The organism is Amycolatopsis sp. NPDC104863 (assembly GCF_055582965.1).
This window is the reverse complement of the sequence record NZ_JBVJOW010000001.1, coordinates 1,069,475-1,088,846: the sequence shown is the minus strand read 5'-3', so window position 1 is coordinate 1,088,846 and position 19,372 is coordinate 1,069,475. Positions and strand designations below refer to the sequence as shown.

15 protein-coding genes and 2 pseudogenes are annotated in these 19,372 nt (G+C 73.9%); 8 read left to right on the top strand and 9 right to left on the bottom strand.

All coding sequences use genetic code 11. From position 1 onward, the window contains the following. The first annotated feature begins 27 nt into the window (after window positions 1-27). Both ACZ63J_RS04790 and ACZ63J_RS04785 read left to right on the top strand, forming a co-directional pair. Window positions 28-471, top strand: a complete 444-nt coding sequence (locus ACZ63J_RS04790) for a nitroreductase/quinone reductase family protein (RefSeq protein ID WP_465399717.1) — start codon at window positions 28-30, stop codon at window positions 469-471. Further along, window positions 468-1,664, top strand: a complete 1,197-nt coding sequence (locus ACZ63J_RS04785; protein ID WP_465399718.1) for an FAD-dependent oxidoreductase — start codon at window positions 468-470, stop codon at window positions 1,662-1,664. Before ACZ63J_RS04790 ends, ACZ63J_RS04785 begins: the two co-directional genes overlap by 4 nt. Here ACZ63J_RS04785 and ACZ63J_RS04780 read toward each other — a convergent pair. Next, window positions 1,637-2,095, bottom strand: a complete 459-nt coding sequence (locus tag ACZ63J_RS04780) for an SRPBCC family protein (RefSeq protein ID WP_465399719.1) — start codon at window positions 2,093-2,095, stop codon at window positions 1,637-1,639. The genes ACZ63J_RS04785 and ACZ63J_RS04780 overlap by 28 nt on opposite strands. Window positions 2,096-2,201: 106 nt before the next feature. On the opposite strand from ACZ63J_RS04780, the gene ACZ63J_RS04775 reads away from it, so the two are divergent. Beyond that, complete coding sequence (locus ACZ63J_RS04775) at window positions 2,202-2,636, top strand: DUF4383 domain-containing protein (protein ID WP_465342146.1); 435 nt, start codon at window positions 2,202-2,204, stop codon at window positions 2,634-2,636. On the opposite strand, the gene ACZ63J_RS04770 is transcribed toward ACZ63J_RS04775, so the two are convergent. Next, window positions 2,587-3,849 carry a glycosyltransferase 87 family protein gene (locus tag ACZ63J_RS04770; RefSeq protein WP_465399720.1) on the bottom strand — a complete coding sequence of 421 codons (1,263 nt, stop codon included), beginning with the start codon at window positions 3,847-3,849 and terminating at the stop codon, window positions 2,587-2,589. The genes ACZ63J_RS04775 and ACZ63J_RS04770 overlap by 50 nt on opposite strands. Before the next feature lie 87 nt (window positions 3,850-3,936). Between ACZ63J_RS04770 and ACZ63J_RS04765 the strand changes: the two genes are divergently transcribed. Both ACZ63J_RS04765 and ACZ63J_RS04760 read left to right on the top strand, forming a co-directional pair. Continuing rightward, a complete protein-coding gene (locus tag ACZ63J_RS04765; RefSeq protein ID WP_465342148.1) occupies window positions 3,937-4,164 on the top strand; it encodes a hypothetical protein in 228 nt (75 codons plus the stop codon). A gap of 23 nt (window positions 4,165-4,187) precedes the next feature. Next, window positions 4,188-5,390: a cysteine desulfurase-like protein gene (locus tag ACZ63J_RS04760; protein ID WP_465399721.1), complete on the top strand. Its 1,203-nt coding sequence runs from the start codon at window positions 4,188-4,190 to the stop codon at window positions 5,388-5,390. Window positions 5,391-5,445: 55 nt separating this feature from the next. Here ACZ63J_RS04760 and ACZ63J_RS04755 read toward each other — a convergent pair whose 3' ends face one another. From ACZ63J_RS04755 to ACZ63J_RS04745, 3 genes are all read right to left on the bottom strand, one after another. Further along, window positions 5,446-6,885, bottom strand: coding sequence for a M4 family metallopeptidase (locus ACZ63J_RS04755; protein ID WP_465399722.1), 1,440 nt, complete (start codon window positions 6,883-6,885; stop codon window positions 5,446-5,448). A 341-nt stretch (window positions 6,886-7,226) separates the two neighbouring features. Then, window positions 7,227-8,870, bottom strand: coding sequence for a PucR family transcriptional regulator (locus ACZ63J_RS04750; protein WP_465304366.1), 1,644 nt, complete (start codon window positions 8,868-8,870; stop codon window positions 7,227-7,229). 101 nt (window positions 8,871-8,971) lie between these two features. Beyond that, window positions 8,972-12,580 (bottom strand): discoidin domain-containing protein, encoded by a 3,609-nt coding sequence (locus ACZ63J_RS04745; protein ID WP_465399723.1) that lies wholly within the window; start codon window positions 12,578-12,580, stop codon window positions 8,972-8,974. 243 nt (window positions 12,581-12,823) lie between these two features. On the opposite strand from ACZ63J_RS04745, the gene ACZ63J_RS04740 reads away from it, so the two are divergent. Further along, entirely contained in the window at window positions 12,824-13,258 is a 435-nt protein-coding gene (locus tag ACZ63J_RS04740) for an SRPBCC family protein (RefSeq protein WP_465399724.1), read from the top strand. Window positions 13,259-13,273: 15 nt separating this feature from the next. Here ACZ63J_RS04740 and ACZ63J_RS04735 read toward each other — a convergent pair whose 3' ends face one another. After that, window positions 13,274-14,143, bottom strand: a complete 870-nt coding sequence (locus tag ACZ63J_RS04735; protein WP_465399725.1) for a MerR family transcriptional regulator — start codon at window positions 14,141-14,143, stop codon at window positions 13,274-13,276. Window positions 14,144-14,545: 402 nt separating this feature from the next. On the opposite strand from ACZ63J_RS04735, the gene ACZ63J_RS04730 reads away from it, so the two are divergent. Then, entirely contained in the window at window positions 14,546-14,920 is a 375-nt protein-coding gene (locus ACZ63J_RS04730; protein ID WP_465399726.1) for an STAS domain-containing protein, read from the top strand. Between the two features lie 7 nt (window positions 14,921-14,927). On the opposite strand, the pseudogene ACZ63J_RS04725 reads toward ACZ63J_RS04730, so the two are convergent. The 3 genes and pseudogenes from ACZ63J_RS04725 to ACZ63J_RS04715 all read right to left on the bottom strand — a co-directional run. Next, window positions 14,928-15,551, bottom strand: a pseudogene (locus tag ACZ63J_RS04725) (AfsR/SARP family transcriptional regulator); the annotation flags it as partial. A gap of 192 nt (window positions 15,552-15,743) precedes the next feature. After that, window positions 15,744-16,403: pseudogene (locus ACZ63J_RS04720) on the bottom strand (response regulator); the annotation flags it as partial. Then, complete coding sequence (locus ACZ63J_RS04715; RefSeq protein WP_465399728.1) at window positions 16,400-17,560, bottom strand: sensor histidine kinase; 1,161 nt, start codon at window positions 17,558-17,560, stop codon at window positions 16,400-16,402. The gene ACZ63J_RS04715 and the pseudogene ACZ63J_RS04720, both read right to left, overlap by 4 nt. A gap of 220 nt (window positions 17,561-17,780) precedes the next feature. Between ACZ63J_RS04715 and ACZ63J_RS04710 the strand changes: the two genes are divergently transcribed. After that, entirely contained in the window at window positions 17,781-19,328 is a 1,548-nt protein-coding gene (locus tag ACZ63J_RS04710) for a choice-of-anchor A family protein (RefSeq protein WP_465399729.1), read from the top strand. Window positions 19,329-19,372: the final 44 nt, after the last annotated feature.

Here is a 19,372-nt window from a genome sequence, read left to right as displayed (position 1 = left end):
CTAGCTAGTTTTGCTACCGTGGGCCCGGTGGATGTCCGAGCGATGAACGCGCAGATGACCGCCCGGCTGATCGGCGCCCCGGCGGAGCCGCCACCCGAAGGCGGGTACGCGCTGCGGGTGGTCGAGACCCGCGGCCGCAGCACCGGTGAACCGCGGCGCGTGCCGCTGGCCGTCGTCGCACGGGACGGCGGGCACTACCTCGTCTCGCCGGTCCGCGACCGCGACTGGGTGGCGAACCTCCTCGACGCGCCCGAGTGCGCACTCCTTTCGGCCGGGGAACGCCAGGACTGCCGCGCCGAAACCGTCGACGGCCCGGAGGCCGCCGGCGTGGTCGCGACGTACTTGGCCGCGATGTCGGTGCCGTGGGCGGTCAAGGCCTTCCCGGTCCCGCAGGACGCTTCCGAGGACCTGATTCGCGAGCACCTGCCGAGCATGGCGGTGTTCCGGCTGTCCACAGTGGACACGGCGTGAGCGTCGCGGTCGCCGGTGGCGGGCCCGGGGGCCTGCTGCTCGGTTATCTGCTCGCCCGCGCCGGGATCGAGGTCACCGTGCTGGAGTCGCGGTCGGACTTCGACCGCGACTTCCGCGGCGACTCCCTCCACCCGTACACCCTGGAGCTGCTCGACCGGCTCGGCCTGGCCGAGGACCTGCTGCGGCTCGACCACTTCAAGGCGCGTTCGTTCCGCTTCCACACCCCGGCCGGCGTCTACCGCTGCGCCGACTACGACCGGCTCGACACGCCGTTCGGCTACGTCGCGCTGATGCCCCAGGTGCGGTTCCTCGACTTCCTCGCCGAACGCGCCGGCGCCCTCCCGACGTTCACGCTCCGGACGAACGCGAAGGTCACCGGGCTGCTCGAAGACGACGACGGGACCGTCACCGGCGTCCGGTACCGCGGCGGCGAGCTGAAGACGTCGCTCGTCGTCGGCGCCGACGGCCGGTTCTCAACCGTGCGCCGCCTGGCCGGGCTCCCCGCCGAACCGCTCGGCGCGACCACCGACCTGCTGTGGTTCCGGCTGCCGCGCTCCCCCGGCGACCCGCCCGACGCCGACCTCGACCTCTACTTCGGGCGGGACGCCTACGTCGGTGTCCTCGGCGGCGTCCGCGACTGGCAGGTGGGCTACAGCATCGAGAAGGGCTCCTACCCGGCGCTGCGCGAAGGCGGGGTCGAGCCGATCCGCGCGTTCCTGCGCGAGCGCGTCCCGTGGCTGGCCGACCGGGCACACTTGCTCACCGACTTCGCGCAGACCACGCTGCTCTCGGTGGACATCTCCCGCGTCGAGCGCTGGCACCGCCCGGGGCTGCTGCTGCTCGGCGACGCCGCGCACGTCATCTCCCCGGTCGGCGGCAACGGGATCCTCATGGCGGTGCAGGACGCCGTCGCCGCGGCGAACCGCCTGGTTCCGTCGCTGCGGCGGGGCGATCTCACCGACGGAGACCTCGCCGCGGTCCAGGCCGACCGGATCCGCGCGATCGAACGGGTGCAGGCCGACCAGGTGCGCGTCGAGCGGCGGGCCGCGGCGGCCCGGGCCCGCGGCCGGGGCACCGCGCCACCCGCGCTGCTCAAGTTCCTGTTCGCGATCCCGGCGGTGCGCGCCCGCGGCGCGCGCGGCAACGCCTACGGCCCGTTCCCGCCTCAGCTGGACGAGTCGCTCTTGTCGTAGGAGCTCCAGCCGCCCTGGCCCTCGGCCGCCGCGACGTCGGCGTCGGCGGTCACCGCGTGGGTCATCGCCGCGATGGTGCGCTCGAGGCCCTGCCGGACCTCGTCGTCGTCCGCCTCGCGCACGCTGTGCAGGGTCACCGTGATCTCCGACGACGCCGGTCCGGCGTCGGCGATCCGCAGTTCGCCGTGGTAGTCGTCCGGGCCTTCGGCGCCCCACGAAAGCGAGCGGTTCGCCGCGTCGGTGTGCAGCCACGCCTCGCTCGCGACGCGGTGCCCGTGCACCTCCGCCTCCACGTGCACACTGTCCCCGCCCGTCGGCTGGGCGAGCTTCATCTCCGGGAAGTACCGCGGGAGGTTCTCGGGGTGGCTCAGGAACGCGAACAGCTCGTCCGCGGGGACGTCGGCGGTCGCGGTGTGGCGGTACTGGGTCATCGTCAGCTCCTCGTCGGCGGACCGGTCGGGCCCGGGTTACCCACCCGGCCCGGACACAATCCCGCGCCGGTGCTTTAAAAGGCGCCCGGCGGGGAACCCGGATGCCATGGCACGCACCGAACCCGTCGCCCGGGTGCCGAAACCGGGCCCGGCTCCGATCCAGGGCATCGGCATGCTCATCGGCCTGCTCTTCCTCGTGCTCGGTGCGCTGGAACTGATTCCGGGGGTCACCATCGGCGAGCAGCCGAGCCGGTTGTTCGGCGTCTTCGCCGTTTCGGGGGTATGGACACTGCTCCATTTGCTCACCGGCGCCGCCGCGGTCTTCTGCACCCGTTCGTCCGCGCTGTCCGCCCGGTTCCTCGTCGGGGCCGGCGGGTTGTACGCCGTGCTCGGGCTCGCCGGGCTCCTGCCGCTGCCGGGCGCGGTCGAGGACCTGCTGCCGATGAACACCGCCGCGATCTGCCTGAGCTTCGGCCTCGGCACGGCGATGCTCATCCTCGGGCTGGGCTGGCTCCGGCTCGGGCCAGGACGCCACCGCTGACGACGTCGTCGCCGGGCCGGGGGAAGCGCACCACGGCGGCGGCCACGAGCACCGCCAGTCCGAAGAGGACATAGCCGTTCCCGGTCAACTGCTGGAGAACGTTCCACCGGTTCTCGACCTCGCCGCCGCGCGGCCACCACCACTGCGGGCCGGCGACGAACAGCACCGCGCCCGCTCCGGCCAGGATCGTGAAGCCACGCCGCCGGGTGCGTCGCGCCAGCACCGCCCAGCCGAGCACGACGACCACGGCCCAGACCCAGTGGTGCGTCCAGGAGATCGGGGAGACCAGCAGCCCGCCGACGGCGTTCACCCCGAGCGCGACAGTCGTCTCCCCCGCGGCCAGCGCGCGCCGCACGCCCAGTGCGGTCAGCACCAGCACCACGGCCACCAGCGGCAGCCACCACGCCGTGCGCGCGTCCGCCGGCACCCCGGCCCGGGCCAGCAGCCCCAGCAGCGACTGGTTGCCGGCGTACGTCGGCTCCCCGACCCGCCCGGTGTCCCACAGGGCGCCGGTCCAGTACCGCACCGAGTCCGCGCCGGCGAGCAGGAAACCCAGCGCCGTCGCGGCCAGGAACGTCACCACGGTCGTCACGGCGGCCCGGGTGTCGCGGCGGAGCAGGAAGTACAGCAGGAACACGGCCGGCGTGAGCTTGATCGCGGCGGCGAGGCCGATGAGCAGGCCGCGCGGCCACTTCGGGTGGTCGACGAGCACGTCGAGCACGACCAGCGCCAGCAGCAGGACGTCGATCTGGCCCGCGTACACCGTGCGCAGCACCGGTTCCAGCACCTCGGCCACCAGCAGGAGCGCCCCTACGCGGCGCCAGTCGCAGCGGGCGCCGAGCGCGCGCAGCACCGTCGTCAGCACCGCGGCCAGCAGACCGAGGGACAGCAGCGTGAGCGCGAGACAGGCGGCCCAGTACGGCAGCAGCGTCAGCGGGGCCAGCACGATCGCCGCGAACGGCGGGTAGGTGAAGAGCAGAAGCTGGCCGTCCCCGGTCGGCGGCAGCGTGCCGTACAGCGCCTGGCCGTGCAGCAGCGCCGCCGAGCCGAGCCGGTAGACGTCCAGGTCGACACGGTAGGCAGGAAACCGCAGGCGGCCGTCGTTGTAGGACACCAGCAGCACGACCAGCACGAGCACCTGCGCGCCCAGCAGCACGTACTTGTTCCCGAGCTTCGCCCGCACCCCTCGTCCCCCTCCGGTCGTCTCACGCATTCTGTCGGCTCCCCGCGCCGGCGCCATCCGGGAAACCCCCGGACCGACCCGGGGAAAACCGGTTGCCGCCCGTGCCACCCTGGGCGGATGGGGACCCCGGACGGCTTCGGCCACCGCGTCGACGCACGCGGCACCGTGACGATCACCCACCACGGCCGTCCCGCCGGGACGCTCCGCGGTGGCGCCGCCGCGCGTTTCCTCGCCGCACTCGACCGCGGGGACGACGCGCAGCTGCTGATGGCCCGCGCGACCGGCAACTACAAGCACGGCAACGAACGGCAGGCCCGCGACCACGCGCGCAACCGCGGGCGGTGACGCTCACCTGGCACGCTGGAGCCATGAGCTACGACGTGCAGACGGTCCGCAAGCACTTCCCCGCCCTCGCCGAGGGAGCCGCCCACTTCGACGGGCCGGGCGGCTCGCAGGTTCCCGACGTCGTCGGGGAGGCGGTGGCCGGCACGCTGTGCGCGGCGATCGCCAACCGCGGCGTGGTCACCGCCGCCGAGCGCCGGGCGGCCACAGTGGTCACCGAAGCCCGCCAGGCCGTCGCCGACCTGCTCGCCGCCGACCCGGCCGGGGTCGTCTTCGGCCGGAGCATGACGCAGCTGACCTACGACTTCTCCCGCGCGCTGGCCAAGGACTGGGGTCCCGGGGACGAGGTCGTCGTCACCCGGCTCGACCACGACGCGAACATCCGGCCGTGGGTGCAGGCCGCGGCGGCCGCCGGCGCGACCGTGCGCTGGGCGGACTTCGACCCCGCGACCGGCCTGCTCGACCCGGCCGCGGTCACCGGACTGCTGTCCGCGCGGACCCGGCTCGTCGCGCTGACGGCGGCGTCCAACCTGCTGGGCACCCGCCCGGACGTCCCGGCGATCGCGGCGGCGGTGCACGACGCGGGCGCGCTGCTCTACCTCGACGGGGTGCACCTGACCCCGCACGCGGCGGTCGACGTCACGGCCCTCGGCGCCGACTTCAACGCCTGCTCGCCGTACAAGTTCCTCGGCCCGCACCTCGGGCTGGTCGCCGCGTCACCCGCGCTGCTGGAGACCCTGCACCCGGACAAGCTGCTGCCCTCGACCGACGCCGTCCCGGAACGCTTCGAGCTCGGGACGCTCCCGTACGAGCTGCTGGCCGGCACCACCGCGGCCGTCGACTTCCTCGCCGGGCTCGTCCCCGGCGAGGGCACGCGGCGAGCGCGTCTCCTCCGCTCCCTGGCGGCGCTGGAGGAACACGAGAACGCGCTGCTCAGCCGGCTCGACACCGGCCTCGCCGGGCTGCCCGGCGTCACCCGGCACGGCGCACCGGACCGGCACCGCACGCCGACGGCGCTGTTCTCCGTCGACGGCGTCACGCCACAGGCGGTCTACGAGCACCTCGGCGCCCAGGGTGTCAACGCGCCGGCGGGAAGCTTCTATGCGATCGAGTGCGCGCGGCACCTCGGGCTCGGCGACACCGGCGCGGTGCGGGCCGGGATCGCGCCGTACACCACGGAAGCCGACGTCGACCGGCTGCTCGCCGGCGTCGCGTCGCTCCCCCGCTGAACGCCGACGGCCACCCCGGGGAGTCGTCCCGGGGTGGCCGTCGCGCGGGCTCGGATCAGCTGGGGTCCTGATCGAGCTGCGTCGCCTTCACCGCGTTGGCGACCTGCGTGCAGTCGTCGTCGGTGATGCCCGCGGTGCCCGCCTTGGCCAGCGCCGCGCAGGAGGAGTTGAGGGCTTCGCCGACGTCCTTGAAGGTCGCGCTCTGGGTGAGCGTGTTCTCCACGCCCCACCAGATCTGGACCGACTTGTCGAGGCCGAGGCCGCGCACGGTCTGGTTGTTGAAGGTGTCGCCGTCGGTGATCAGGTAGTCGGCCTTGTTCACGACGCCGTCGTTGATGTGCTCGTCCGGGTTGTTCGTCTGCCAGCCCGGGCCGTTGACCATGTCCGGCTGCGGGGACAGCGACGAGCGCGGGTCCTTCATGTTGCGGATCGCGCCCAGCGACGAGCCCGCGCCGAGCAGCCAGCGGTTGTCGCCGGTGTCGTTGGGGTCGTTCGAGGTGATGCCGATGAACTTGCCGAAGACGTCCGAGAGGCCTTCGTTGATCGAGTCGGCCTGGCCGCCGCTCAGCCCGGAGGTGTGCTGGGTGACACCGTGGGTGAGCTCGTGGCCGGTGATGTCGTCGGTGGTGACACCCTCGCCGAAGGCCATCTGCTCGCCGTCCCAGAAGGCGTTGGCGAACGGGCATTCGCCGTCGACGCAGATCCGGACGGTGCCGCGCAGGGCCTTGCCGGTGCCGTCGCCGTAGTCGGCGCCGATGAGGCCGGTCAGGTCGACGTTGACGTACTTCTGGTAGAAGTCCGAGGCCTGGCCGAAGAAGGTGTAGACGTTGTTGACGTCCGGCACGCTCGACTCGGCGCCGCCTTCCTTGCGGGTGACGTCGAACGCGGCGCCGCAGCGGACCGAGTCGGTCGTGCCGCTGACCACCTTGCGGTTGGCGTCGCAGACGTCGCGGTTGGCCTCGCGGACCTCCGACCAGGACGTCAGGACGTCGGCCGTGCCGGCCTTGACGACCTCGGTCCACTTGTCCTGGAACTTCTTGCCGTGCACGGTGACCTGATAGGTCGGCACCGCGACGCCGTCGCCCTTCGCGCCGCCGAGGGTGGCGTCGTACCAGTACGCGCGGGGCGCGTCGGCCTTCAACGTGTTCGCGGGCAGGCCGGTGCGCTTCGCGACGTCCGCGATGGCGGCGTCGGCGGCCCCCGCGTCACTCTTCGGGAAGGCGCCGGTGGTCTTCTTCGTGGTGCGGCCGTGCGTTGCGAGCACCGCGCCGGCCTTGTCGCGCAGCTGGACCAGCTGGCCGCCGAACACCGGCACCCCGCCGATCTCCTGCTGCTGCCGCTGCACGCTGCCGAACGGCATCGCGAGCGAGCTCAGCGCGTGCATCGACGGCTGCGCGATGGTCGCCTCGGCGGGCGAACTGATCGTGGCCAGCGACACCGCGACGACGGCCGCACTCACCGTCGCCGCCCCCGCGATGACCCGTTTGCGTGACACCCGGTACACCTCCGTGGAAGCTTGATCACCTGACGTGAAGTCCGTGCAGAGTCACATGCCCCGAAGGGGTCGCACACCGGTCGAAAGTAGGTAACTGACCATCTGGAGTCGGGCAACCGGTAGTTAATCACCGACATTTCGGACGACCCAGACGTGACCCAGGAGCCGACACGCGTGATCAAGCAGTCGACACGCGTGATCAAGGAGCCGACACACGTGATTGAAGGGTCGACACGCGTGATTGAGGAGTCGACACGGCGAACATCGAGGCCCCAGCCGTGTCGACCCTCTAATCACGCGTGTTGACCCTCTGATCACGCGTGTCGGCTGTTGGCGCACGGTCAGGGGGCGGGTGGGGCCACCACTCGGAGCTGGAGCATGGCCGCGAAGCGGGCTTCCGGGTCGGTCATGTCGAAGCCGCCGACTTCCGCGAGGCGGCGGAGGCGGTACCGGAACGTGTTCGGGTGGACGTGGACCGCGGCCGAAGCGGCGATGACATCGCCGAAGGCGTCGAGCCAGGCTCGCAGGGTCTCGACGAGGTGCGCGTGGTGCTGCTCGTCGTAGTCCAGGAGCCGGGCGACCGGGCCGGTCGGGCGGTCGCCGCGCGCGGCCACCAGGTCCTGCAGCTCGAGCAGCAGTGCTTCGACGTGGACGTCGGCCAGCAGGGCGACGCGGCGGCCGGCGCCGTTGCCGGACCGCAGCACCCGCAACGCGCGATCGGCGCTGTCGCGGGCTTCCGGCAGCTCCCCCGCGCTGCGCGCCACCGGCCCGATGCCGACGACGGCCCGGACGCGGTCGCCGACCCGGTCCAGGAAGTCCTTCGCGATCCGCAGGGCCCGCCGCTCGCCATCGGCGTCGCGGGTCACCGGCACCAGCCCGTACGCCGTGTCGCCGACGAGCGCCGCGGCCGACCGCGGGTGCACCGCGCTCAGGTGCATGGCGAGGCCGTCGCTGAGCCGCTGGCGTTCGGTGGCGAGCTCGGCCGCTCGGGGGTCGGCCGTGTCGAGCACCGCCAGCGCCAGCACGACGACCGGCTGGTCGGCCAGCCCCAGCCGGCTCAACGCCTCGCGCGCGCCCGCCCCGCCTTCCAGCGCCGTGCTCAGCAGGTCCGCACGCAGGCGCCGTTCGACGTCGGCGCCCGCCCGGACGCGCAGCAAGTGCAGCGCCACCAGGCGGGCCGCGTCGCAGAGCGCCTGGGTTCGGTCCGGGGTCAGGGGTTCGCGCACCGCGGCCCAGATCGAGCCGAGGATCTCGTCCCCCGCCCGGACCGCGACGGCCACCCGCGGGAGCGAGAACCCGTCGGGGCTCTCCGGCGGCCGGTCGACGAACACCGGCTGGTCGGTGCGGTAGAGCTCCCGGAACACCCCGCGGTCGGCCAGCATCCGGGCGAACCGCTCCGGCACCTGCCGCCCGAGGATCGTCTCGACGCGCGAAGGGTCGGCTTCGTCCTGCCGTCCCGAGAACGCCAGCACGCGGGAACGGCGGTCCTCGATGGTGACCGGCGCGTCGATCAACGCCCCGATCGCGTTGGCCACCGCGAAGAGGTCACCCGAGGGCAGCCCGGCCAGGGTCTCGGGCTCGGCGTCACCGACGTCGCCCTCGGCGAGCAGCGACCGCAGCATGGCGGCGAGCTGCGCCCACGACGCGCCGCGCGCGAACCCGAGCAGCGCGACGCCGGTCTCTTCGACGGCGGCCGTGACGGCGGGGGTCACCGTGACCGGCGCCCGCAGCACGAGCCCGGCCGCGTCGTGGCGGGCCAGGGCCCGCAGCTGCCGCACCACTTCCTCGGGCTCGCCGAGGCCGACCCCCAGTACCAGCGCGTGCTGCGGCAGCGCCGGCTCGTCGAGCGGGTCGTGGATGGCGACCCCGCCGATGCCGCCGGGCCGGTCGCCGTCCCCGAGCACCAGGTCCAGGAGGGTGCCGCCCAGGTCGTCGAGGACACGGCCGAGGCTGGCGTGCGGGCGCAGGTTCACGGAAACGAGCACCTCCCGAAGCTAGGCGGGCCGACCCCAGCCTAGTTCGTCGGAGGCCACGAATTCAGCACCCGAGTTCGTCCACGACGACGAACTCGGGTGCCCGAGGTGGGTCAGCCGGCCAGCTTCGCCGCCACGTTGTAGGCCTCCACCAGCAGCTTGGCGCCCGGCACCCGCCGCCGGGGCTCGACGCGGACCGTGCGGCTCTCCCCCGGCAGCAGCCAGAAGTAGTTGTCGCCGTAGCGGGTCGGCAGCACTCGGTCGACGCCGTTGCGTTCCCGCAGCGACAGCCGGATCATCGCCGCGACCGTCCGGCCGTCGTTGCGGACCGTCGCGGTGAACGCGTCGCCGTCGGGCCGCAGCGACGTGGTGAGCCGGGCGCCCGGCAGCTGGTTGAGCGCCCGCATCGCCGTGTCCGTGGTGTAGCGCCAGTAGGTGTTCTCCGACAGCACGGCACCGCGGGCGTCGGTCAGGGTCAGCCGGAGCAGGTGCAGCGGCGGCAGCCCGGCGTCGAACGGCACCGTGAACGCCGCCGCGCCCGAAATCGGGGCCACGTCGAGCTTCTGCTCCTTCGCCGGGCCCAGGCTCGCGCCGTCGAGACCGTACAGCCGGGCGTTGACCGTCACCCCGCTCAGCGCCGCCGGCGTGTGGTTGACGACCCGGACCTGCCACGTCGTGAGGTCGGCCTGGACGTGGTGGGCCTCGCAGCCCTTGCGCGCGCCGTAGTAGCTGCCGTTGACGTCGAGGTCGTAGTCGTAGGTCTGCCAGACCGTGCTGTGCCAGGCCGGGTGCGACATCCACAGCAGCACGCCGGTGGCGTCGTTCCACAGCTTCGCGTTCCACGCCTCGAAGATCGCGCGCATGCTCTCGTAGTTGACGAACTGCGCCTTGCGGCAGAACTCCGCCAGGCTCGTCGAGGGCGCGAGCCGCGCGTCGATCGCCGCGAGGTAGGTCTGCGGGGCCTGGTTGCCGTTGCCCGACCAGTCGTGGTGGAACCACGACGCGCCGATCGGCCAGCCCGGGTCGTCCTTGCCGACCAGGTTGCGCATGCTCTCCACGACCGAGACGGTCGGCAGCCCGATCTCGCTCCAGAACCCGGCCTTGCCGCCGGTCGCCTCGCCGGTGAAGTACTGCTTCGGGTCCAGCCAGCGATAGGGCCCGTCGCCGGTGATCACGCCGCCCGCAGAGTTGCCCTGGTAGAGCAGGTCGGTGTGGCCGGTGACGATCTCGCGCAGCGCGTTGTCGATCACCGGCGGCGGGGTGCCCTCGTTGCAGCCGAACCAGACCGTCGCACAGGCGTGGTGGCGGTAGCGCAGCACGGTGTCCTTCGCCTGCGCGAGGAAGATGTCGTGGTTGGCCGGGTCGGTCGACCAGCCGTCCCAGAACTCGTTCCACAGCAGGATGCCGTACCTGTCGCAGGCGTCGAACAGCTCCTGGCGGTACGACGAGCCGACCCAGTTGCGGATCAGGGTGAAGTTCATGTCGCGGTGCATCGCGACGACGGCGTCGGTCCGCTCCGGCGTCATCCGGCGCAGCAGCTCGTCCCAGCCCCAGCTGCCGCCGCGGGCGAACACCTTGACGCCGTTGACGAGGAAGGTCAGCGGCTTCGGGCTGTTGTCGACCGAGGCGGCGTCGGTCCAGGTCTCACCGTCCTGCGACACCTGGATCTTGAAGGTCGCCGCGTAGGCCGTCTCCCAGGTCAGCACGACCCGGTCGAACGCGGTCGCGGCGCCGAGGTCGACCTGCAGCCACTGGTTGTCTTCGTAGGCCGATGTCCAGCGCGTGTTCGGGTCGCCGTCGAAGGCCCGCTCGGGCGGGTTGCCGTCGGCCACCGACTGCGCCGTCGCGGTCTTGCCCTGCGCCAGGTCGGCGGCGGGGTTCTTGCTGTCGACCACGGACATCGTCCAGAGCGAGAAACCCCAGCCGGTGGCGCGCTTCAGGCCCTGCATCCGGACGTACCGGGCGGTCTGCGGTGCGAGGTCGACGGTCTGCGTCGCACGGCCGTCGGCGATGACGATCGGCAGGTCGTACTGGTAGCCGATCTGCCGGAGGCCGATCTTGACCGTCCGCCGGTCGCTCGTCGCCGCGCCGATCGCCGCGGTGAGCGTCAGGTCGTAGAGGTTCGGGTCGCCGTACCCGTTGGGCCACCACAGCTTCGGGTTCTTCACCTGCTGCTTCGGGAACACGACGTCGGTGCTCTGCCCGGCCGGGACGGTGACCGTGGCCGAGACGTTCACCGGGCCGAACGCGGCGCTCACCTTGACGCGCTGGGCCGTCGCGGCGGCGTTGCGCACCGGCACGGTGAGTGTCACCTCGGCGGTGCCGGCGTCGGGCACCTTCGTGTCGACCCGCACGTCACCGAGCACGGCGGCCCCGGTCGAGCGCAGCCGCACGTGGTCCCAGATGCCCGAGGCGCGGTCGCGGACCGCGGGCATCCAGTCCCAGCCGGACACCGCGAGGTAGGTCGGCGAGCTGTCGAACATCGTGCTGCCGGCGTCCACGAACGCGTACCCCGCGGACCCCTTGTCGCCGGGGCTGCCCGGCCGCGGCATCGGCGAGATCTTCACGGCGAGGGCCTGCTCGCCGGTGCGCCGCAGCGCTGCGGTGACGTCGTAGGCGCCGCGGCCGAACGGGTGGCTCTGGGTGCCGATCTCCGCGCCGTTGAGCCAGATCTGCGCTTCGTGGTTCACCCCGTCGAACTCGAGCCAGACGTGCCGGCCCGGCGAGGTGTCGAGGCCGCGCGGCAGGCCGAAGCGGCGGCGGTACCACCAGGCGTGCCGGGACAGCGCCTCCGGCACGTGCAGGTTGTTCATGCCGGACACCGGATCCGGCAGCTGACCCTGCTCGACGAGCGAAGCCAGCACGGTCCCGGGCACGGTCGCCGGCAGCCAGCCCCGGGTGTCCACTGTGGACGCCGAAAGGGCCTTGCCGTCGCCGGTGGGCGCCCAGTCGTCCATCGTGAGCACCCAGCCGGACTCGAGCGGCACGGTGCCGTCGGGAGCGACGGCGAGCGCGGGCGGGTCGTCGTGCGGGCGCACCGGGAAGCTCGTCCAGCCGTGCACCGCCGGGCGGTCGCGCGGGCCGGTGCCGAACACCTGGAACCCGTTGAGGCCCAGCGGGTTCGTCGTCGACCGGCTCGACGCGGAGAACCGCACCCAGCGCGCGGTGACGGCCGCGAGCGGGATCGTCACGACCCCGCCGGCGCCGGAGTCGCTGTGGTGGACCGTGCGCCAGGCCTTGCCGTCACCTGAGACGTCGAGGTCGAACACGGTCGCGTAGCTCGACTGGATCTCGAAGCCGCTGGTGTGGGTGCGGGACGCGCCGGCGTCGAAGGCCGGGTCGCCGGGCTTCGCTTCGAAGGTCAGCACGACCGATTCGATCCGGCACGGCGCCTGCAGGTCGACGACGATCCACTGGTTGTCCCCGGGCGCGGCGCGCCAGCCGGAGCCGCCGACCCCGGGCCGCGCGAGGCCGTCGACGGCGAACTCGGCCGGCGTGGCGGCGTAGTCGGTCGAGGACACCTGCACCGGCCGGAACAGCGCGAGGTCGGTCTTGGGGGCCGTTTCGGCGACCGCGGGCGCCGCCGACGCGACCCCGGGCAGGACGGCGGCCAGGCCGAACCCGGCCAGCAGCCCGGTCCCGGCGGCGAGGACGTGCCGCCGCGAGACGGCGGCCACCTCCGCGGGCTCGACGTCCGGGCCGGCGCCGTACTCCTCAGCCATGCGAACTCCGTTCTCGAAGCGGCAGCCGTGAACGGACGCGGGGACCTCGCGGGGAGTCGGCGCCGTTGGCTGACAACGTTGCCACGAAGCTTCGACGGTGGTCGCGGGAGTCGTCAAGACGACAAGGAAGACAAGAATTAGGAATAATGACATCGATGTCTGCGCGCGTCGCCGCTGTGCCCCGCTGAGCGGGCACCGCTACGGTTGCATCGACTCCGCAGCGAACCGGTCCCGGGAGGCCCCATGGTCCAGGTCGAACGCACCGTCACCGTGCGCACGCCGGTCGAGCTCGTCGCCGGCTACCTCGCGGACTTCGCGCACACCGAGGACTGGGACCCGGGCACGGTCACGTGCACCCGGACCGACTCGGGCCCGCTGGAAGTCGGCGCGGTGTGGCACAACGTGTCGGAGTTCCGCGGCAAGAAGACGGAGCTGGAGTACCGCCTCACGCGGCGCGACCCGGGCCGGGTGACCTTCGTCGGCAAGAACAAGACGGCGACGTCCACCGACGACTTCACGCTGACCTCCGGCCCGGACGGCACCGAGGTCCGGTACCAGGCGACGATCGAGTTCCACGGCCTGGCGAAACTGGCGGGCCCGTTGCTCAAGCGGGAGTTCGAGCGGCTCGGCGACAACGTCGTGCCGGAGCTGACCCGGGAGCTCGGCAGGCTGCGCTGACGCTTTCGACCGCCATCAGGCGTGGGCGTACGCCACGACCAGCTCCATCGCCGACGCCAGGTCGGCCACCCGCGGGAACCCGCGGTCGCCGAGGTGCGCCCAGCCCGGGCCCGCGACACCGACCGCGCGCCCGAGGTCGCGGACCCGCGCGGCCAGCAGGTCGTCGGCCGTCGGGGGCGCCAGGGACCAGAGCAGGACCAGCACCGGGTCGAGGCGCTCCGCCAGGTCGGCCACCGTCTCGGCCGGCACGAGCTGGCCGAGGTAGGCGACCGGCACCCCCGCCTCGGCCAAGGCCGCCCGGAGCGCTTCCATCGGGAGGGAGTGCCGTTCGGCGGGACAGCAGGCCAGCAGCACCGGCCGGCCCGGGACGGCGGCCGGGAAGCGGCGGCTGAACCGCTCGAACGCCAGGGAGATCTCGCTCGTCAGCGCCCACTCCGACGCGAAGCACACGTCGCCGCTCTGCCAGCGGTCACCGAGGCCGCGCAGCACCGGCGCGAAGACCTCGGTCCAGGCGGCGGCCGGGCCGAGCGTGCCCAGGGTTTCGTCGAGCAGCCCGGCGACCGAGGCGAACTGCAGCTCGTCGGCGGCGTCGGCGAGCTCGCGGACGCGGCGGGCGGCCGGCACCCCGGACGTCGTCGCCGCGGGGCCGGCGAACGCCGCGGCGGCGGCCTCCCGCACAGGCATCCCCCGCGCGACGAGCCGCTGCATGTGCTGCAGGCGCCGGACGTCGGCGTCGGAGTAGCGGCGATGGCGCCCCTCGCCGACCGGCGGGCCGATCCCGTACCGCGCGCTCCAGCTGCGCAGGGTCACCGGCGACACGCCGAGCAGCTCGGCCACCTTGCCGGGCGCCCAGACGGGCGGCGGGTCGACGTTCTCGGGTTCCACCGTGTCCCTTCACCTCACCGGAGTGGGCCGAAGCTTAGCGACGCGAAGCCCGCCGCACCCGGCGGCGACCGACCGACCCGCCGGGTCACCGCCGCCCGCGCGCAACCGGGACCTCGCCGGGCGGAGGCGTGCGGGGGGACGCGGCGGCGGGGCGTCGGCCTGCCGCGTCCCCTTCGGCGCCGCCCGGCGCCGGTGATCCGGCCCGCGTCAGCCGGATCCCGCCGGCCGCGGGGTGTGGCACCCGCCGTGGCCGGCGACGTGCCGGGGAAACGGTGCTGCGCGGCCACGCTATACCGCAAACGCATCGCTTGTGCATCGTTATCCCTCGGATGCCGCAGCGGACCTGCGCCGGACGAGTGATCTCACGCGGCTACGGGTACCCGCTATCCAGGAGGACAACCCATGACAGAGCACCCCACCGCGCTCGAGACCACCACCGCCGCCGGGATCGTGACCGTCCGGTGCGCGGGCCCCGCCGACCTGGACACCGCGCCGCGCTTCCGCCGCGCTCTCCTGCCTCCGATCCGCCGCCGCTCCCGCGGCGTCGTCGCCGACCTCGCCGGAGTCACCTTCTGCGACTCGACGATCTTCAGCGTCCTGGTGGAAGCCCATCGCGACGCCCGGGCGCGTGACGTCCCCTTCGCCATCGCGGCCGACGCGGAGTCCGTCGCCCGGCCGTTGGAAATCCTCGGCCTGGACGAGGACCTGCCGCTGCACTCCACCTCGGCGGAGGCCCAGGCCGCCGTCGCGCCGGACCCGCGCCGCCGCGCGTGCTGAACCGGACCTACGCGGGGGCGTCACCGAGCACCGCCCGGTAGGTGCGCCGCAGTTCCTCGCCGGGCTGGACACCCAGGTCTCCGGCCAGCCGGTCGCGGACGCGGCCGTACACCGCGATCGCCTCGGCGCGGCGGCCAGTGGCCAGCAAAGCCCGCATGAGCAACACGGCCAGCGGCTCCCGCAACGGTTCGAGCGCGAGGACGGCGGACAGCTCGTCGGCCGTTTCCGCGGCCCGGCCCAGCTTCAGCTGCAGCCGGGCGCGCCGGGTCCACAGCGTGTTCCGGCGCTCGCCCAGCCGCAGCCGCTGGCCTTCGGCGAACGGCCCCGGCAGCCCGGCGAGGGGCTCGCCGTGGAACAGCGCCAGCGCGTCGGCGCAGCACGCGGCGGCCGAGGGCAGGTCGCCCGCTTCTTCGGCCGCGCCCGCGTCCGCGTCGAGCTCCGCCAGCCGGGCGACGTCGAGCCGCACGCCGTCGGCGGCGAACCGGTAACCGCCGCGGGTGCGGCCGATCACCGAGTCCGGGGTCCGCTCGCCGGGCCCGCGCAGGCACTTGCGCAGCCGGTGCACGTACACCGGCACGACCCGGCCCCCGGTGCCCGGCGGCTCCAGCCCCCACACGCCGTCCAGCAGCTCGGACTGGCTGACCGTGACCCCGGGGCGCAGCACGAGCGCGGCCAGCAGCGCCTGCTGGCGCACCGGTCCGAGGTCGAGCGGGCTGCCGCCCCGCCACGCGCGCAGCGGGCCGAGCACCGAGAACCGCAGTCCCGGCACCGGATCCGGCTCGGGCGCGAGCCGCACCGGCGCGTCGTCGACCGCCGGACCGCGCGGGCTGACGATGCCGTGGTCGAACGCGTAGACCACGGCGGCGGCCCGGTCGCGCAGGCCCAGCTTGGTGAAGATCCGGCCCAGGTGGCTCTTCACCGTCAGCTCGGAGACGACCAGCGCGGCGGCGATCTCGGTGTTGCTCAGGCCGCGGCCGGCCGCGCGCAGCACGTCCAGCTCGCGCGGGGTCAGCAGACCCGGCGGCGGGCCCGCGGACCCGTCGGCGGCCGCGCGGCGGTAGGTCGTGAGCACCCGGGCGGTCACGGCGGCGTCGAGCCAGGCGTCCCCCGCGGCGACCGCGCGCACGGCGCGAATGAGGTCTTCGGCGGGCGAGTCCTTGAGGATGTAGCCGACCGCGCCGGCCCGCAGGGCGCCCGCGAGCAGCTCGTCGTCGTCGAACGTGGTGAGCGCGAGCACCGGCGGCCGAGGACCGGCCCGCCGCAGCCGCCGGGTCGCCTCGATCCCGTCGACGTGCTTCATCCGCAGGTCCATCACGACGACGTCCACCTCGGCGGCGGCCAGCGCCGCGGGGACGTCCGCGCCGTCGCCGCACTCCCCCGCGATGACGAACCCGTCGCGGCGGCGCAGGATCCGCCGCAGCCCGGACCGCACGAGCTCCTGGTCGTCGACGAGCAGGACCCGCACCGGCTCTTCGCCGGTCACGGCGCGACACCCGCGGGCACGCTGACGGCCACCACCCAGTCCGCCCCTTCCGGTCCGGCGCTCAGCCGCGCGCCCAGCTGTCCCGCCCGCGCGGCCATCCCGGTGAGCCCGGACCCGCCCGCGGCCCGCGGCAGGGCCCCGGCCGGGAGCCGGTTGCGGACGGTCAGCCGCGCTTCGCCCGCCTCGACGGCCAGCCGCATCCGCGCGGGCGCGCCGGCGCCGTGCTTGGCGACGTTGGCCAGCGACTCCTGCGCGATGCGGTACAGCCCGAGCCCGGCCAGGTCCAGCACCGCGGCCGGGTCGCCGTCCTGCTCGTAGTCCACGGCCAGGCCGGCCGCGCGGGTGCGCTCGACGAGCGCGGTGATGTCACGGGCGTCCGGCAGCGGCCGGGTCGCGGCGGGCGCCTCGGCGAGCAGCCCGACGGTCCGGCGGATGTCGGCCATCGCGGCCCGGCCGACGCGCTCGGCCTCCTCGAGCCCTTCCAGCGCCTCCTCGACGTCCCGGTCCTGGCGGAGGGCGTGCCGGGTGCCCGTCAGGTGCAGCAGCGTGATGCTCAGCGAATGCGCGACGACGTCGTGCACCTCGCGGGCGATCCGCTGCCGCTCGGCGAGCACGGCCTGGTCGCGCACGGCGTCCCGCGCCGCGCGCTCGGCGGCCAGCGCCCGCACGTACCAGCGGAGCATGAACCCGGCGGCCAGCCCGAGCAGCACGGCCGCGACGTAGACCGGGAAGCCGACGAGCCCGACGCGAGCCGTGGCGACGCTCAGCAGCACGACGCTCGCGGCGCTCACGGCGAAGGCGAGCACCGGCCGGGCGATCGACGCCGTCTCGGCGGCGAGCACTGCCAGCACGACCGGGGCGAAGTCGGGGACGACGGGGTCGGCCAGCAGGATCGCGACGGCCCCGAGCACGGTGAGCGCCTTGAGCCACGGCGGCGCGATGACCCCGGTGACGGCCCAGCCCAGCGCCGTCACGACCGCCAGCAGCCCGGCGAGCACAGCCGGCACGGGCGCCCCGCGCTGCACGACCGCGGTGACCGCCAGCACGGTCCCGAAGGCGCTCACCGCGACCGGCACCCACCAGGGCAGCGCGATGCCCGCCCGGTCGAGGCTCGCCTCCATCCGGGCCCGGAGCCCGCTCACCACCCTCGCCCGCACCGGACCAGCCTAGGAAGCCCGCGCCGGCGGCGCATCCGGCCCCGGGAGGAGTGTCGCGGTCATCCGGATTTCATCGGCCCAGGTCGGTCCACTGTGGCCGCCGGGCGGTGAACACCGGCAGTCCCCGGCGCGCCACCGATCGGGTGGATCGGCGGGCTACCCGCGTGACCTGGCACTATCGTCCGACCCCGAGAGTCCACAGTGGACCAGGGGAGGTTCCGTGCGCGTGACCCATGCCGCACTGGCGGCGCTGGCGGCCTGCGGGCTCGTGGTGCTTTCGGTGCCGTTCGTGCGGTCCGCGCAGGCCGACCCGCTGCCCGGTGGCCTCGGGCCGTGCGTGCCGGGCACCTGCCCCGGGACCTATCCGCCGGTCGGCAACGGTGCGTTCGCCGGGCGCGACAACGGCATCAACGTCTTCGTCGGCGGCAGCATGCGCGTCACCGGCAGCGCCGCCGAAGCCGAGGGGCGGGTGGTCGTCGGCGGGGACTTCACGCTGCGGAAGACCGCCGGCTCCTCGATCTACAACGTCGGGGTCGCCGGGGTCGGCTCCCGCGTGCCGCCGCCGGACGGCGCCGACTATCTCACCGTCGGCGGGGACCTGACCGTCGCCGAACGCCAGCGGCTCGACGCCGTCGGCGACTCGGCCGGCGGGGTGGTCCGCCACGCCGGGACGGTCACCGGCACCGTGATCGGCGAGCTCGTCCACGACCCGGCGGCGATGAAGCCGTACGCGGGGCTGCGGGCCGAGCTCACGGCCGCCAGCGAGTGTTACGCGGCCGCCGCCGCCACCGGGACCGTGCAGAACCAGAACCACCGGACGCTCTTCACCGGCGACGACAAGTCCGCGCTGCAGGTCTTCACCGTCACGCAGGACATCGCCGCGCCCGGCGGCGGCGCGCAGGGCATCGAGTTCACCGGCATCCCCGAGGGCGCGACGGTGCTGGTCAACCTCACCGGCGCGGTCCGGACGATCAACACTTACAGCGGCACCCTCGACGACCGCGACCCGCTCAACCGGCTGCGCCCCCGCCTGCTGTGGAACTTCCCGGCCGCGACGGCGGTCCACCTCACCGGCAGCGGCATGTTCCAGGGCAGCGTGCTGGCGGGCAACCCGGCCGGCACCACGACGGTCACCCTGCCCGGCACCAACGGCCGCTTCTTCACCGCGGGCGACCTGGTCCACGGCTCCAGCGCCGGCCAGGGCAGCGGGCAGGAGTTCCACGCGTACCCGTTCACCGGCGACCTGCCCTCGTGCGGCAAGCCGGAGCCGACCACGACCACCAGCACCACCCCGACCACGACGACCACCACCGGCACCACGACGCCGACGAGCACGACTGAACCGACCACGAGCACCACCACGCCCACCGGCACCACCGCGCCGACCGGGACCACGGAACCGACCCGCACGACCGTGCCGACCAGCACCGCCGAACCGACGACCACCACGGAACCGACCGGCACCACCGAACCCACCACCACGACCGAGCCGACCGGCACCACGCAGACCTCGACCATCACCAGCACGGCCACACCGACGAGCCCGACCGGCCCGACCACCTCGACCGCGACGAGCACCAGCACCTCCACCAGCACCGCCACGTCGTCGACCTCGGCCGTCCCGCCGCCCGTGCCGACCACGCCCGGCGGCACCGGCACCCTGCCGGACACCGGCGTCGACGTCGGCCCGGTCCTCGGTCTCGGCGCCCTGCTGCTCACCGGCGGCGGCGCGCTGGTGCTCCTCACGATCCGCCGCCGGACCCGCTGACCGTTCCGTCCCGCGTGTCCACAAGGGACCCCGGCCACACTGCG

Bases quoted from the DNA above. Each gene is read 5' to 3' on its own strand.
- ACZ63J_RS04780 (WP_465399719.1), bottom strand. From the start codon at position 2,095: ATGACCCAGTACCGCCACACCGCGACCGCCGACGTCCCCGCGGACGAG.
- ACZ63J_RS04775 (WP_465342146.1), top strand. From the start codon at position 2,202: ATGGCACGCACCGAACCCGTCGCCCGGGTGCCGAAACCGGGCCCGGCT.
- ACZ63J_RS04770 (WP_465399720.1), bottom strand. From the start codon at position 3,849: ATGCGTGAGACGACCGGAGGGGGACGAGGGGTGCGGGCGAAGCTCGGG.
- ACZ63J_RS04765 (WP_465342148.1), top strand. From the start codon at position 3,937: ATGGGGACCCCGGACGGCTTCGGCCACCGCGTCGACGCACGCGGCACC.
- ACZ63J_RS04760 (WP_465399721.1), top strand. From the start codon at position 4,188: ATGAGCTACGACGTGCAGACGGTCCGCAAGCACTTCCCCGCCCTCGCC.
- ACZ63J_RS04745 (WP_465399723.1), bottom strand. From the start codon at position 12,580: ATGGCTGAGGAGTACGGCGCCGGCCCGGACGTCGAGCCCGCGGAGGTG.
- ACZ63J_RS04740 (WP_465399724.1), top strand. From the start codon at position 12,824: ATGGTCCAGGTCGAACGCACCGTCACCGTGCGCACGCCGGTCGAGCTC.
- ACZ63J_RS04730 (WP_465399726.1), top strand. From the start codon at position 14,546: ATGACAGAGCACCCCACCGCGCTCGAGACCACCACCGCCGCCGGGATC.